The organism is Shewanella sp. 0m-8 (genome assembly GCF_052977265.1).
Genome location: NZ_JBRIMB010000051.1, coordinates 20,497 through 34,967, shown reverse-complemented (window position 1 = coordinate 34,967; position 14,471 = coordinate 20,497). Strand labels below are relative to the sequence as shown.

The following is a 14,471-nucleotide window of genomic DNA, read 5'->3' as shown; positions in this document are numbered from 1 at the left end:
ATTAGGAAGCAAGCTGCCTAATGCGATACAACCCTTGGGGTAGCTGCGTCTAGCACCTTGATTTGATCAACAACGCCGGTTTCAACCGTAAACACAAGACCCTTAGTCATATGTTTAAGCGTAATAGTTACATTAGACAGGTTACTACCTGAAGCATTTTCAATGTGACCTTTTACAATACTTGTATCGGCGGCCATAACGGATGGCGCAGACAAAAACAACACAGAACCCACGGCCAAAGCCGCTAGTGTCTTCTTTGGCGAAAATCGTTTTAAAGCGTTACTTCCAGACATAATTAATTCTCCCTTAAATCTTCTTTTAGTAAGCGCTTAGTTAAAATATTTATTAGTGATTTTGAGTGCAAAACATCCAAGCGCAACAAAACATTAACATAGTTAATATATTTCATACAATGTACTTTATTCAAAAAGTGCTTATAAATAGAGGGGTACAGACTCATCGGAGAGAGGAAGCTCAAACGTTAACGGGATACTGAAAGTTAATTTGTTAACATATTTAACAAGTTAAGAGGGGAATGATTATCACTGGTCATTACTGGAGATAATTGAACTGAATTACAGTCAGCAAGAGTATTTACTCACTAAAAAGTGCGCTTAGGTACACAAGCTTGATAAGGGGATGAAGGGGTTTTATTATTTCAATAATGCCATACTATCGAAGCTTAATTCTATTTCTACTGTCCGGTTTAGTAACACTAATTAAGAGTGTCAGCTAATTGATTGATTAACAGATCAAGTTATTAACCCTCACAACACCGAGATCGATCTGGACTAAATAGCAACATAGAAAGGAGAATGTTTAGCGAGGAGCTGCAATATAGAAAATAATGCAGAAAAACTAAATATGACTAGCTAAGGTTTGCAATACGCCTTCACGAAGCGCGCCACCAGAAAGAGATAAGTTTTGTATTTCAAGTAACTCAAATAGCGCTAATAAAATTGACACACCGGCGGCAAATGTTGGGGCTCTTTCTTGATTTAGCCCAATAATCTCGACCATTGAAGCATCGTTTTGCGCTAACACTTCTTGTTTTAGGCTCAGTAAAACATCCAAGGTAATTGTAGATGACTGATTACGATGACTAAGTAATTCTACAACAGACTGCACACTACCAGAGGCGCCAACAACACAATGCCAACCCAGTGTTTTAAGAGCAGATAATTGCTCACCGAGGACACTTTTCACCTGAGCTTTGGCATCATCAAAATCCAACTGCTGGAATGGATAGTGACTAAAAAAAGTCTCATTAAAAGTGACACAACCAATGGCTAAACTGGTTTTAAGTAGGACCTTATTACCATCACCAATAATAAACTCTGTGCTTGCCCCGCCAATATCAATAACAAGACGGCGCCCTTCACCTTCTGTTGTCGCAACCATACCTTGATAGATAAGCTCAGCTTCACGCATGCCAGAGATGATTTCAATTGGATGGCCGAGGATAGGGAGAGCTCGACGACAAAAATCATCGGAGTTAGAGATATTTCTTAACGTTGCCGTTGCGATAACAGCAATATTACGGGCAGAAACACCTTCCTTTTTGAGCATGTCGGCAAACATGGTCAAACAGTCTAAACCGCGTAATAACACCTCTTCACTCAACGAGCCGTCAGCTTGGATGCCTTCGGCTAAGCGGACTTTACGTTTGTATTTCGCAATAATTTGGGGTTGCTGGCCCACAGTTCTAGCGACCAGCATATTAAAACTATTCGAGCCTAACGTAATGGCTGCGTAAAGAGGTGTTGTCATTGAGCTTCGCTTATGAATGTCTACGCGTTCTGTCGTGACGACGTGGGCCACTACGTTGACCGCCTTGTGGGCGAGCACTACCGCTACCTGTACCACGAGTATTACGAGTATGAGTACTAGGCTTACGATGAATTCGCACTGGTGGCGGAATATCATCAAGCAGCGCATCACTGTCGTATGACGTTACAGGAATTGAGTGCTGAATATATGTCTCAATTGCTGGTAAGTTAAGTGCATACTCTTCACATGCAAAGCTAACCGACACCCCTTTTTGACCCGCACGGCCTGTACGACCAATACGGTGCACATAGTCTTCGCAGTCATCAGGCAAGTCATAGTTGTATACATGAGATACATCAGCAATGTGTAGACCACGAGCTGCAACGTCAGTTGCGACTAAGATATCGATTTCGCCCTTAGTGAATTGCTCCAGAATGCGTAAACGCTTCTTCTGCGGCACATCACCTGTTAGCAAGCCTGCGCGATGTCCATCACCTTCAAGCCATGACCAGACTTTTTCACAGCTGTGTTTGGTATTAGAAAACACGATGGCTTTTTCTGGCCAGTCTTCTTCAAGCAAAGACAATAGCAAAGGCATCTTCTCCTCCATTGATGGATAGAAGATTTCCTCTTTAATATTCTTTGATGTTTTCTCGTTTGGTGCGATCTCAACTTTTACAGGCTCATTCATGTGGTCATAAGCAAGTTCTTGCACTTTCATCGAAAGCGTTGCAGAGAACAACATATTCAAACGTGATTTAGCATCAGGCATACGTCTAAATAAGAAACGAATGTCCTTAATAAAGCCTAAATCGAACATACGATCCGCTTCATCAAGTACAACAGCTTGAATGCTACTAACATTGATCACACCTTGACGCACATAATCGATAATGCGGCCAGTGGTACCAATCAATATATCAACGCCTTTATCTAATACTTTGCGCTGAACTTCGTAGCCTTCACCGCCGTATACGATACCCACTTTTAGGCCAGTATGCTTAGCCAGTAGGTTCGCATCTTTAGCGATTTGAATAGCCAACTCGCGAGTCGGTGCCATGATAATCGCGCGAGGCTGATTTAGTTGGCGTTCCGCTGGGATCGGCGTAGATAGAAGGTGGTTAAAAGTGGCGACTAAAAAGGCCAGTGTTTTACCCGTACCTGTTTGTGCCTGACCCGCTATATCTTTTTTTTCTAATAAAATGGGTAACGATAAAGCTTGAATTGGAGTACAAAACTCAAATCCAGTTTCGTTAAGTGCCTGATGAACCTCTTTATGTAGAGGAAAGTCAGCAAACTTCTGTGTAGATAAATGTGTATCGCTCATAGCGCAGGCTTACCTGTAAAAGGTTGCAATAAAAAACTTGATCGTTTGAAATAGCGATAGAATTTTATCACGGAAAATTGGTGCACACTCGGAGAAACGTTTATCACGCTATTTTAGGCATCAGTGACGGAATCATCATTCCCTCTATTTTTACGATGCAATGAAATTTAAGCGTGTGTTTACCGTTCTCTTAGGACAATTTTAAACGCTTCTTGGCGTTAAACGTCGTTGACGTAGGCTAACTATGCCTGTAAATCAGCGTCTTGTCTAAAGCGTTTTAATGTACTAAAGAGTGCCGACATTAATATTTGCGTAACTTTTAGCTTGAAAAGTTATTTTACTGACCCAATATACAGGTTAAGCCATTAACAAACCAGCAATGGCAACTAAACTGGAGAACACCATGAGCGACAAGATTGTATACCTAAGCGACGATAGCTTTGAAAATGATGTAATTAACTCTGAACTACCAGTTCTGGTTGATTTTTGGGCTGAATGGTGTGGCCCATGTAAGATGATCGCCCCAATCTTAGATGACGTGGCTGAAGAGTACGAAGGTAAGATCACAATCGCTAAGTTGAATGTTGATCAAAACAACGTATCACCAGCTAAATACGGCGTTCGTGGCATCCCTACATTATTACTTTTCAAAGCAGGCGAGCTAGCTGCAACTAAAGTAGGCGCACTATCAAAGACTCAACTTAAAGAGTTTATTGACGCGCAAATTTAACTGCGAGTATACCGTTTAATCAACGATTGCACGGTATTAAGTGATTCCCGACACAGCTTCAATAAGAAAATGTGTCGGGTTGAACTAAACTTCTAGACGCCCCGCCCTGTTAGTGCTACTTTAATAACCAGAAACATTCTTAATTAACCCACTTCTCGCTATCCGATCGATATTCAATAAGCTACAAAACCTTTGATCGTAGATGGCATTGCCACGTACAAAACAAGACCCACCACGATGAATTTATCAGAATTAAAAGACACCCCAATATCAGATTTAGTCCAGCTTGCTCAAGACATGAAGCTAGAAAATATGGCTCGTGCTCGTAAGCAAGACATTATTTTCTCTATCCTTAAGGCCCACGCTAAAAGCGGTGAAGATATTTTCGGTGGTGGCGTTTTAGAGATTTTACAAGATGGCTTTGGCTTCCTTCGTAGCTCAGATGGTTCATATTTAGCGGGCCCAGATGATATCTACGTATCACCTAGCCAAATTCGACGCTTTAACATGCGTACTGGTGACTCGATTTTTGGTAAAATTCGTCCACCAAAAGAAGGTGAGCGTTATTTCGCCCTTCTAAAAGTGACCGAAGTTAACTTCGACAAGCCTGAAAACTCTCGCAACAAAATCCTTTTTGAAAACTTAACACCTTTGCATGCAGAAGAACGTATGCGCATGGAGCGTGGTAACGGTTCAACTGAAGATATTACTTCACGTATTCTGGATTTATGTTCACCAATTGGTAAAGGTCAGCGTGGTCTTATCGTTGCACCGCCAAAAGCGGGTAAAACTCTATTACTCCAGAACATGGCGCAAAGCATCACTAACAACAACCCAGAAGTGGTGTTGATGGTACTGCTTATCGACGAACGTCCTGAAGAAGTAACCGAGATGCAACGCATGGTTAAAGGTGAAGTGATTGCTTCTACCTTCGATGAGCCAGCAAGCCGTCACGTGCAAGTTGCCGAAATGGTAATTGAAAAAGCAAAACGCTTAGTTGAGCACAAGAAAGACGTTGTTATCTTACTTGACTCGATCACACGTCTAGCACGTGCTTACAACACGGTAATCCCTTCATCTGGTAAGGTACTTACTGGTGGTGTTGATGCCAATGCTCTACACCGTCCTAAGCGCTTCTTTGGTGCAGCTCGTAACATCGAACACGGCGGCAGCTTAACTATTATCGCTACCGCGCTTGTTGATACCGGCTCTAAGATGGATGAAGTGATTTACGAAGAGTTTAAAGGTACAGGTAACCAAGAGTTACACCTTTCTCGTAAAGCAGCAGAGAAGCGCGTCTTCCCTGCAATTGACTTCAACCGCTCAGGCACTCGTCGTGAAGAGAAACTAACGACTCCGGATGAACTACAGAAGATGTGGATCCTACGTAAGATCCTTAATCCAATGGATGAAGTGACAGGCATGGAATTCCTTATCGATAAATTGGCAATGACCAAGACTAACGATGAGTTCTTCACTGCAATGAAACGCGCTAAGAGCTAATTCGCTTTTAATATACCAACCTAGGTCGGTATAAACTAAAAAACCGCATTCGTGCGGTTTTTTTGTATCTGTTGTTTCCCCAAAAATTTTTGCGACTTAACACTTTTTATCCAAAACTTATGTTACCCCAAACGCACTACTCCATATAATGCTTCACACGTGCTAGGCGCTCCTTACTGCGGTCTCTAAGCATATCCCTCAGTAACAAAATCACTGGCGTCACATGCTCCCGCCCAGGGCACACAAGATATAAATCGGCCTCTTCCCCTTGATAATCATTAAGCAAAGGCACTAAACGCCCCGATTCGATATCATCAGTCAGATCTAACCAAGACTTAAATACTAGCCCTTGGCCTGCAACGGCCCAGCGACGAGCGATATCAGCATCATTACAGGTACGGTTAGCGCTCACTCTCACTTTATGTTGCTGGCCATTTCGATTAAAAACCCATTGGTCATGGGTACGCTCATCCAACATAAAAAATAAGCAATTATGCTGTGGTAACTGCTCCAAGGAGCTCACCTCACCAAAGCGCTTAATGTAATCCGGCGAGGCGCAAAGTACCCGGCGTGAATTACAAATTTTAAAGGCCACCAGCGCTGAGTCTTTAGGTTTACCTGAACGCAGCGCCACATCAATCTTGTCATGATAAAAATCCGACAAGTTATCACCGATATGTAGACGCAACTTTAGCTCTGGGTACTCAAGTAGAAAGGCATCAAGCCAAGGAAGCAAAACATTACGACCAACATCAGAAGGCACCGACAGACTCACAACACCAGAGATACTCGCCTGAGTACTTTCTATCGCTCGTTGACCCACCTCTAAATCGGCTAGCGCACGCCGACAATGAATAAGATAGCGCTCACCCGAATCGGTTAACCTTAAGCTTCGAGTACTACGAATAAATAAGGCTGTACCCAACTCCTTTTCTAATCGTTTGAGCCCCGCGCTCGCCACCGCAGAAGAAATATCTAACTCAACAGCCGCCGCGGTGAGGCTACCGCAATCGGCTACCCGTACAAAAAGTCTGAGATCGTTGAGTTGCATTATCAAAATTCCATTTATAAATATAGCTTTATTATAAGTTGATTGTAGGTAAATGGCGGCTAAACGTCACCCACAAAAAAGCCTGCATCTGCAGGCTTTTTCAATCGTCGCGCTAAGCTAGTACGTTATGGCTAATACGTAATAGCTTAGACAAGTGTGACTGCCATCTTACGACGTAGATACGCAATCTGCTGCATGTGCGGTAAGTCTTTAGGGCAATTATCTTGACAACCCAACAACGTCATACAGCCAAACACACCATCTTGATTACCAATTACATGATAAAAGTCTTCTAGTTCACGACCATCTCGACTATCGAGTTCAAAGCGTGCCAACTTCATCATGCCCACAGCGCCCACAAAGGTGTCACGCATCTGCTTAGTCGCACAGGCCGATACACACACGCCACACTCTACGCAGCGCTCTAACTCATATAGCTTGGCGGCTTCGGCAGGATCCATTGGCGTTTCTAAACGGTGCACATCAATGTCGTCACTAATTGGGTGCAGCCACAGCTTTAAGCGCTCAGCCAGCTCACGCATAAACTTACCTGTATTAACCGATAGATCGCCTATCAACTCAAATCCCGGCAGTGGCATCAAAGTGATATCACCTTTAGGGTACTTGCTGGTCAATGTACGGCAAGCCAAAGTGGGGAAACCATTGATCACCATAGCACAGCTGCCACAAATACCTGCGCGGCAAACAAAGTCAAACTGCAATGAAGTGTCTTGCTCTTCGCGCAAACGATTCAATGCGATAAATACTGTCATGCCCGGTGTTTCTTCAAGTTGATATTTCACCATTTCAGGCTTGTCACCCGGAACCTGTGGATCATATCTGAAAATATTGAAGGTTAAGGTACGGCCTGTTGCCGTTTCTTGGCTCATTTCGCGATCTCTCCTGCGCTCAAGTTATCAAGCGTGTCACTTAAACGTTCGTTCTTTGGTTTTAATGATTCTGGGACGTCAAACGGCATCAATGCATGTTGCTGCTGATGTCTGTCCGCATCGGGCCCTAGCTGAGCTAAGATCTCGCTTATCTCCTGCTCACGCCTAGCGGTATCCGGATGAGCGATAGCATTATCAATACCGTAACCACGATATCCTGGAGGCAACTCCATCGTCATCACATCTAGCTGCTCATACTCAAGCTGCGGCGATAAACTATTAGCATCTGGCCAGCTCGATAGGGTACGGTTCAACCAATCTTTATCATTGCGCTGCGGAAAGTCTTCACGGGCATGAGCACCGCGGCTTTCAGTGCGCGCTGCAGCCCCACAAGCGACCGTGAGTGCCACTTTAAGCATGCGCTTAACCCGTAGCGCTTCTACAAGCTCAGGGTTTGCATGACGCTTATGACATTTAAGGCCGATAGCATGTGAACGCTTAAGTAACGCTTGTAGCTCAGCGACGGCTTTATCGAGCTCAGGGCCGTTACGGAAAATCCCCACGTAATCCATCATAATCCGCTCCATCTCTTTGCGGATAGCAAACGGACTTTCACAGCCCTTACCTTCTACTAGCTCATCAATTTCACTGCGAACTTTATCAACGAATGTCTCAACCAGACCTGTGTTGATCTCTAGGGTATTTTGCTGGCAAAAATCGGCCACATACTTGCCAATAATCATGCCGCCAACCACTGTTTCGGCTAATGAGTTACCACCAAGGCGGTTAAAGCCATGCATATCCCAACAAGCGGCCTCACCGACACTAAACAAACCTTTAAGCTGTGGGCTTTGTCCGGTCTTATCGGTGCGAATGCCGCCCATAGAGTAATGCTGAGTCGGTCTCACTGGGATCCAGTCTTTAGCCGGATCGATGCCTAAGAAGTTTTCACAGATCTCTTTGACTTCACGTAGATTGGTTTCAACATGTTTACGCCCCAGCAAAGTGATGTCTAACCATAGATGTGGGCCATAAGGACTATCGACTCCCTTACCTTTGCGCATATGTTCAGTCATGCGGCGCGACACCACATCGCGTGAGGCAAGCTCTTTTTTCTCTGGCTCATAGTCAGGCATAAAGCGATGACCATCTTTATCACGCAGTAAGCCACCATCGCCACGACACCCTTCGGTGGTAAGAATACCCACAGGCACAATAGCCGTTGGGTGGAACTGCACCGCTTCCATGTTGCCAAGCTTGGCTACGCCAGTTTCAAGTGCCAACGCCTGGCCAACACCTTCGCAAATGATCGCGTTAGTCGACACTTCATAAATACGCCCATAACCACCAGTAGCAATGGTGGTCGACTTAGCGACATAAGCTCTCAATTCGCCCGTGATTAAACAGCGGGCGACAACACCATGGCAACGTTTACCGTCATGAATAAGCGACAAGGCCTCCATGCGTTCGTGTACCGGAATATCCATCGATATCGCTTTGTTATCTACCGCATACAAAAGCGAATGTCCGGTACCGTCGGCGGTATAACAAGTACGCCACTTTTTAGTGCCACCAAAGTCACGGGCATTAATTAATCCATGCGCCTCTTCAGCCTCTTCAATAGTCACCTTCTCTGCGTTGACGACTACTTGGCGTGGACCTGCGGTAACACGCGTCCAAGGCACACCCCAGTTTGCTAATTCGCGTACGGCTTTGGGGGCGCAATGGGCAAACATGCGCGCCACGTCCTGGTCACAGCCCCAGTCAGAACCCTTTACCGTATCTTGAAAATGTACATCTTCGTCATCACCCATACCTTTAACGGTATTGCCTAAACTTGCTTGCATGCCACCTTGCGCCGCCGCGGAGTGCGAACGTTTAGCAGGAATTAATGACAGCACAACAGTATCTAGCCCACGCTCTTTAGACGCGATAGCCACTCGTAATCCAGCAAGTCCAGCGCCGATCACTAATGAATCGGTATATATCAGTTTCACACGTGCTCCTTAAAGTAGGGTGCAGAGTCAGTTTATGTTCTTATTGTCACCAGCTATCTATCGATTGGTGTAAGGTAAAAATGCCAGTAATGAGGCGATACCAACAACAATGAAAACAACGCTAATGATGGTTTTTATTTTTTTCAGTCTTATGCGAGTGTTTAAATCTTTCGCCGCCCCCCATTTCACCGCGAGACGATACATACCTATAGCAGCATGTAATTCCACACATAGCAGCAGAGGTAAATACAGCAGCCACACACCTTGCTCCCAGATCCTATCAGCACTGCCATAAGGACCAATGGTTTCTGGTGCCGCGCCTATCAACCACAAGTGCACAGGCAGTAGCAGTAAAATCACTACCCCCGTTATCGCCTGCCATACCCACAACCGGGTATCACCATGGTTAACCACGTTCAGCTGCAGTCTTAAGGCTTTTTGCTGACGTAAGTTAAGGGGTAACTTATGGATTGCCACCAGCACATGTAATAACACTATGGCTGCAATCAACACCGCAATAATAGAGACAACCCAAGGGTATCCATGACCATCATCGCTCAGAAAACTGAGCTCCATCGTCTTAGCAACCCAAGTCATGGCCCCTTCTCCCAGTAAAATGGAGGAGACCAAGATCAAGTGCGTCCAGAGAAACACCGCTAATAGGCCACCGGAAATACTCTGACTAAGATCTAGCCACCCACTCCAATTACTGCGATTGGTTATTTTATTCATTCGCCGCCCTATCTTTAGTAAACGCTTAACTTGTTAACCAGTTAGTTACAATGTCGCCCAGTAATAGGCATTTAACTGTGAGATAGATCAACAAAGTTGCGATTAGTTTAGTAAAGATTAATTAACGACTTTAGCTTAAGGTTCACGCACCCAAGTACGGCTAACTTGGTCGATAGGCCTCTACTGGTAGAGTCAGCTCACTGCCAATCAAAATGTAGGAAGCTAAGCTGAGTAAACCGATAGCGATAAGGTAAATAATCAATACCTTAGCCAGCTTACGCAGACCGGTGCGTTTTTCAGTAAATCCCCACTTAACGGCCACACGATATAAGCCAATCATGGCGTGTATAACCACGGCAGGTAGTAAAAAGATATATAGCAGCCAAGCGTTTTGATGATAAACGCGCTCAGCTGATAGATTAGGGCCAATCTCAGGATTGGCAATCATGGTAAACAAGTGAACTGGCACTAAAAAAAACAGCACAAAACCCGTCGCTAATTGCCAAAACCAAGCATGGCTATCTTTGTGGTTAATGACAGCCATATGGCGTCTTAGAGCCCGCCACTGCCCAAGCTGGGCAGGAAAACGACGCAAAGCAACTGCTGCATGCAACATCACCACAACCAACATAAATACAGAAAAGACTTTGGTCACAATGGGAAAGCCATGACCAGTAGAACTAAACATTCCGCCCTCTAAAAACTGCACTACCGTATAAAACGCATCTTTTCCAAGTAGAATACTTGACTCGAAATGCAAATGAGCTAATAAGAAGCAACCCATCATAACGCCTGTAATGCTTTGTATTTTATCTGCTTTTGCAGATGCTGGATGTCCTTTACCGATTACGTAGGATGCTAACATTATTCTTGTCTTGTTTGTCTTATGCAAAATAGTGGGATTTACACTCTAACAAGATCTTTAGCAGCAATTGGACAGCGGAATGATTTTCGTGATCTAACTCACCACGCTTAACGCAAGCGTTAGACGTAGATCACAAACCACCCTAATAAAAATGAACACTGGTAATACCATTTATCCAATAAAATTCAATATGTTGAACTACAAATTAAAACGAAAAAACCTCAATCAAACCAACCAAGAGCGCACACTTAAACTCATCATAAATCAGCATGTCCAAAGAATAGTGAGATGATTTCCGATCTAACATTCACACTCAAACCTGCCATGGTTTACAATAGCCTCATATATCTAGATAACGAGAATGCTCATGCCTTGGATCCAACTTAGAATTGACACTGACGGCCAACATGCCGACACGATTAGCGACCAGCTGATGGAGGAAGGGTCACTTTCTGTTACCTTCGAAGACGGTAAAGACAACCCAATTTACGAACCGACTCTGGGCGAAACCCCATTGTGGAGCCACACCGTCATCATCGCGCTATTTGAAGCCGATTTTGATTTAGCGCCTGTCGTAGAGCGTTTAAAGCTGCTTCCGTGCCTAGGCGATAGTTTCGGCCACAAAATTGAACAAGTTGAAGACAAAGATTGGGAACGTGAATGGATGGACAACTTCCACCCGATCAAGTTTGGCGATCGCCTCTGGATCTGCCCAAGCTGGCGTGAAATCCCCGATCCAACTGCAGTCAATGTCATCTTAGACCCAGGTCTTGCTTTTGGTACAGGTACCCACCCTACCACTGCACTGTGTCTAGAATGGTTAGACGGCCTAGATTACAACAATAAAGATGTGATCGATTTCGGCTGTGGCTCAGGTATTTTAGCGGTTGCAGCACTTAAATTAGGTGCAGAGCGCGTAACAGGTATCGATATCGACTACCAAGCTATTGAAGCCTCTAAAGCCAATGCTGAGCGCAATGACGTGCAAGACAAACTTGACCTCTACTTACCAGAAGATCAACCTGCCGATCTGCTTGCCGATATCTTAGTGGCAAACATTCTTGCGGGTCCACTGCGTGAACTGGCACCACTGATTGCAGAAAAAGTTAAACCAGGTGGCCAATTGGCACTTTCAGGCCTACTGCAAGAACAGGCAGAAGAAGTTTCAGCCTTTTATAGCGAGTGGTTTGATATGGACGAGCCTGCTCACAAAGACGATTGGAGCCGCTTGACAGGTATACGCAAATAACAGTAATGCGCGGCGCTTTCTGCGCCGCCACTGACTTCTCACTAGACAAAAGTCAAGCAAAAAAGTTGCCCCCAGGTCATTTATTGACCTTTTCACAGGCTTGAAAAAGGCGTACTATAGCGCCCCTTTGACGAGCAAGGTGTTTTGATAAATGCAGATTGGACCCTATCGCCTGAAAAATCAGTTGATCGTGGCCCCAATGGCAGGCGTCACAGACCAACCCTTTAGAAATCTCTGTCTACGTTATGGCGCAGCCTTAGCCGTGTCGGAGATGCTTTCATCCAATCCTGATGTTTGGGATACCGATAAAAGCCGCTTGCGTATGACACACGCAGGTGAAGACGGAATACGTTCGGTTCAGATTGCGGGTTCAGATCCTGAGTTAATGGCCAATGCCGCTGTTGTCAACGTACAACAAGGGGCACAGATCATTGATATCAATATGGGCTGTCCAGCAAAGAAAGTGAATAAGAAGCTCGCAGGGTCGGCTTTATTGCAAGATCCAGCTCAGGTAGAAGCAATTCTACGTGCGGTGGTGGCAGCAGTTGATGTTCCGGTGACGCTAAAAATTCGAACGGGATGGGCTCCAGAGCACAGGAATGGTGTTCATATCGCCCAGATTGCAGAAGATTGCGGTATTGCTTCATTAGCCGTTCACGGCAGAACGAAGCAGTGCATGTACAAAGGCGATGCCGAGTACGACACAATTAAAGCAATTAAAAAACAGATCTCGATACCCGTTGTCGCCAATGGAGACATTTTAACCCCAGAGAAAGCACGTTTTGTGCTGGATTATACTGGTGTGGATGCCCTGATGATTGGACGAGGAGCTCAAGGACGACCTTGGATATTTAGGGAAATCCAACATTACCTGGATACAGGTAAAAAGCTAGCGCCCGTTGAGATGGATGAAAAGCGTCAAGTTATGCTTGAACACCTTAAGTTACTGTACAACTTGTATGGCGATTATAAGGGCATCCGCTTCGCAAGAAAGCATGTTGGCTGGTACCTAGACCAAGAACAACAACGGCCATTTCGAAGCGAGTTTAATCGACTCGAAACCGTTGAAGAACAATGTTCCATGGTGGAACGCTATTTTGATGAATTTGTTGCATATTAATAAAGAGCAGAATACGAATGTTTGATCAGACTACTCACACTGAAGTTCACCCACTTACTGTTGGCAAAATCGAAACCGCAAGTGGCGCTATTAAGCCACAATTACTACGTGATGCGGTAAAGCGTGCTGTCACCAACTTTTTCGCTCAAATGGACGGGCAAGAAGCTGAAGAAGTATATGAAATGGTGTTAAGCGAAGTTGAAGCACCTCTGCTAGATATCATCATGCAACACACTCGTGGCAACCAGACTCGTGCTGCCAACATGCTAGGTATCAACCGTGGTACGCTACGCAAGAAATTAAAGAAATACGGCATGAACTAAGACTTACGTCTTAACGTGTTGTATAGAAACGGGTTTTTTGGCGACAAAAAGCCCGTTTTTGCTAATATGTACCCCCATATGTACCCCCGTTGTTTTGTTGCCCTAGCCCTTATCCCCTCTCAGTTTTCTCAATTTCACCCATAAAAAATATCATGTGAAAAGATCTGCCACTTTTCATGCTAAAACCCTTCATCTGCTAAAAACCCCTAAAATTTCGTTTTTACTTGCACTCTCCTCAAAATCCATATCCGCGCAATCAAGCGCTATGAATACGAGGAAATACCAATGAAAGACGTCAATTTAGCTTTAACGGATATCGGTGCAGCAAATGAATTAGTGTTTGACCGAATGGTTAAAGAAAAAGAGCGAAAGCTCATCACCTCAGTAAGTAGATCTGAAGCCTTCCAACTAGAACGCAAAGGCCTATTCCCTAGCCGTAGAAAAATCTCTAACCGCTCCGTAGGTTGGTTGCTCTCAGAATTACTAGAGTGGGTAAGCTCTAGAGATGCTGTAGTGTCACCAGATCATCATAAGCAGGAGGCGGTATTATGATTATCGCCAAAGGCTCAGTACACTCGCCACAAATTGAGATTATGCCGCTAATTGGTATTGCTGAAATGTGCACGAAATTGGATAAGAGTCGCGCAACTATCCACCGATGGGTAAAAGCGCATAAGCTTATAGCGCCTATATATCGAAACAATCGAACCATTGGCTGGTGCCCGCTTAAGTTTGAGCAATGGCAATTAACTCAAAAGTAAAAAATAGCTGATTTGCTGGTGGTGATACATAGCCCCTTAACCACCAGCACCTCCCCTAAAAACAACCTAAATAGTTATACAATGTATAACTCAAACTCAGCTATCTTCCCTCTGACTCCTCGCCAAAACAGCCCAAAACACTAAAACTCCCTA

At 44.6% G+C, this 14,471-nt stretch carries 15 protein-coding genes; 7 read left to right on the top strand and 8 right to left on the bottom strand.

The features are described 5' to 3' along the window. Nucleotides 1–17 precede the first annotated feature (17 nt). From ACVBIO_RS18270 to rhlB, 3 genes are all read right to left on the bottom strand, one after another. Nucleotides 18–293 carry a hypothetical protein gene (locus ACVBIO_RS18270; protein ID WP_447173177.1) on the bottom strand — a complete coding sequence of 92 codons (276 nt, stop codon included), beginning with the start codon at nucleotides 291–293 and terminating at the stop codon, nucleotides 18–20. Between the two features lie 565 nt (nucleotides 294–858). Further along, nucleotides 859–1,770 (bottom strand): Ppx/GppA phosphatase family protein, encoded by a 912-nt coding sequence (locus ACVBIO_RS18265; RefSeq protein ID WP_447162634.1) that lies wholly within the window; start codon nucleotides 1,768–1,770, stop codon nucleotides 859–861. Between the two features lie 10 nt (nucleotides 1,771–1,780). After that, nucleotides 1,781–3,097: an ATP-dependent RNA helicase RhlB gene (gene rhlB, locus ACVBIO_RS18260; RefSeq protein ID WP_447162635.1), complete on the bottom strand. Its 1,317-nt coding sequence runs from the start codon at nucleotides 3,095–3,097 to the stop codon at nucleotides 1,781–1,783. A gap of 403 nt (nucleotides 3,098–3,500) precedes the next feature. Between rhlB and trxA the strand changes: the two genes are divergently transcribed. Beyond that, a complete protein-coding gene (trxA, locus tag ACVBIO_RS18255) occupies nucleotides 3,501–3,827 on the top strand; it encodes a thioredoxin TrxA (RefSeq protein WP_447162636.1) in 327 nt (108 codons plus the stop codon). A gap of 237 nt (nucleotides 3,828–4,064) precedes the next feature. After that, entirely contained in the window at nucleotides 4,065–5,330 is a 1,266-nt protein-coding gene (rho, locus tag ACVBIO_RS18250; RefSeq protein WP_447162637.1) for a transcription termination factor Rho, read from the top strand. A gap of 136 nt (nucleotides 5,331–5,466) precedes the next feature. Here the strand turns inward: rho and ACVBIO_RS18245 are convergent, their stop codons facing one another. From ACVBIO_RS18245 to ACVBIO_RS18225, 5 genes are all read right to left on the bottom strand, one after another. Then, nucleotides 5,467–6,381, bottom strand: a complete 915-nt coding sequence (locus ACVBIO_RS18245) for a LysR family transcriptional regulator (RefSeq protein ID WP_447162638.1) — start codon at nucleotides 6,379–6,381, stop codon at nucleotides 5,467–5,469. Between the two features lie 146 nt (nucleotides 6,382–6,527). Beyond that, nucleotides 6,528–7,271 (bottom strand): fumarate reductase iron-sulfur subunit, encoded by a 744-nt coding sequence (locus ACVBIO_RS18240; protein WP_447162595.1) that lies wholly within the window; start codon nucleotides 7,269–7,271, stop codon nucleotides 6,528–6,530. Further along, entirely contained in the window at nucleotides 7,268–9,268 is a 2,001-nt protein-coding gene (locus ACVBIO_RS18235) for a fumarate reductase flavoprotein subunit (RefSeq protein WP_447162596.1), read from the bottom strand. Before ACVBIO_RS18235 ends, ACVBIO_RS18240 begins: the two co-directional genes overlap by 4 nt. Before the next feature lie 57 nt (nucleotides 9,269–9,325). Next, nucleotides 9,326–10,000 (bottom strand): fumarate reductase cytochrome b subunit, encoded by a 675-nt coding sequence (locus ACVBIO_RS18230; protein ID WP_447162597.1) that lies wholly within the window; start codon nucleotides 9,998–10,000, stop codon nucleotides 9,326–9,328. A gap of 160 nt (nucleotides 10,001–10,160) precedes the next feature. After that, a complete protein-coding gene (locus ACVBIO_RS18225; RefSeq protein WP_447162598.1) occupies nucleotides 10,161–10,892 on the bottom strand; it encodes a fumarate reductase cytochrome b subunit in 732 nt (243 codons plus the stop codon). A 340-nt stretch (nucleotides 10,893–11,232) separates the two neighbouring features. Here ACVBIO_RS18225 and prmA point away from each other — a divergent pair, with 340 nt between their 5' ends. The 5 genes from prmA to ACVBIO_RS18200 all read left to right on the top strand — a co-directional run bounded on the left by prmA (nucleotide 11,233) and on the right by ACVBIO_RS18200 (nucleotide 14,318). Beyond that, nucleotides 11,233–12,114, top strand: coding sequence for a 50S ribosomal protein L11 methyltransferase (gene prmA / locus ACVBIO_RS18220; protein WP_447164381.1), 882 nt, complete (start codon nucleotides 11,233–11,235; stop codon nucleotides 12,112–12,114). Between the two features lie 151 nt (nucleotides 12,115–12,265). After that, a complete protein-coding gene (gene dusB / locus ACVBIO_RS18215; protein ID WP_447164380.1) occupies nucleotides 12,266–13,234 on the top strand; it encodes a tRNA dihydrouridine synthase DusB in 969 nt (322 codons plus the stop codon). A gap of 17 nt (nucleotides 13,235–13,251) precedes the next feature. Further along, the gene (gene fis / locus ACVBIO_RS18210) at nucleotides 13,252–13,557 is read left to right on the top strand and encodes a DNA-binding transcriptional regulator Fis (RefSeq protein ID WP_012153658.1); all 306 of its coding nucleotides are present in this window, start codon (nucleotides 13,252–13,254) and stop codon (nucleotides 13,555–13,557) included. A gap of 285 nt (nucleotides 13,558–13,842) precedes the next feature. After that, nucleotides 13,843–14,109: an AlpA family phage regulatory protein gene (locus ACVBIO_RS18205; RefSeq protein WP_447173176.1), complete on the top strand. Its 267-nt coding sequence runs from the start codon at nucleotides 13,843–13,845 to the stop codon at nucleotides 14,107–14,109. Continuing rightward, nucleotides 14,106–14,318 carry a helix-turn-helix transcriptional regulator gene (locus tag ACVBIO_RS18200; RefSeq protein ID WP_447173175.1) on the top strand — a complete coding sequence of 71 codons (213 nt, stop codon included), beginning with the start codon at nucleotides 14,106–14,108 and terminating at the stop codon, nucleotides 14,316–14,318. Before ACVBIO_RS18205 ends, ACVBIO_RS18200 begins: the two co-directional genes overlap by 4 nt. Nucleotides 14,319–14,471: the final 153 nt, after the last annotated feature.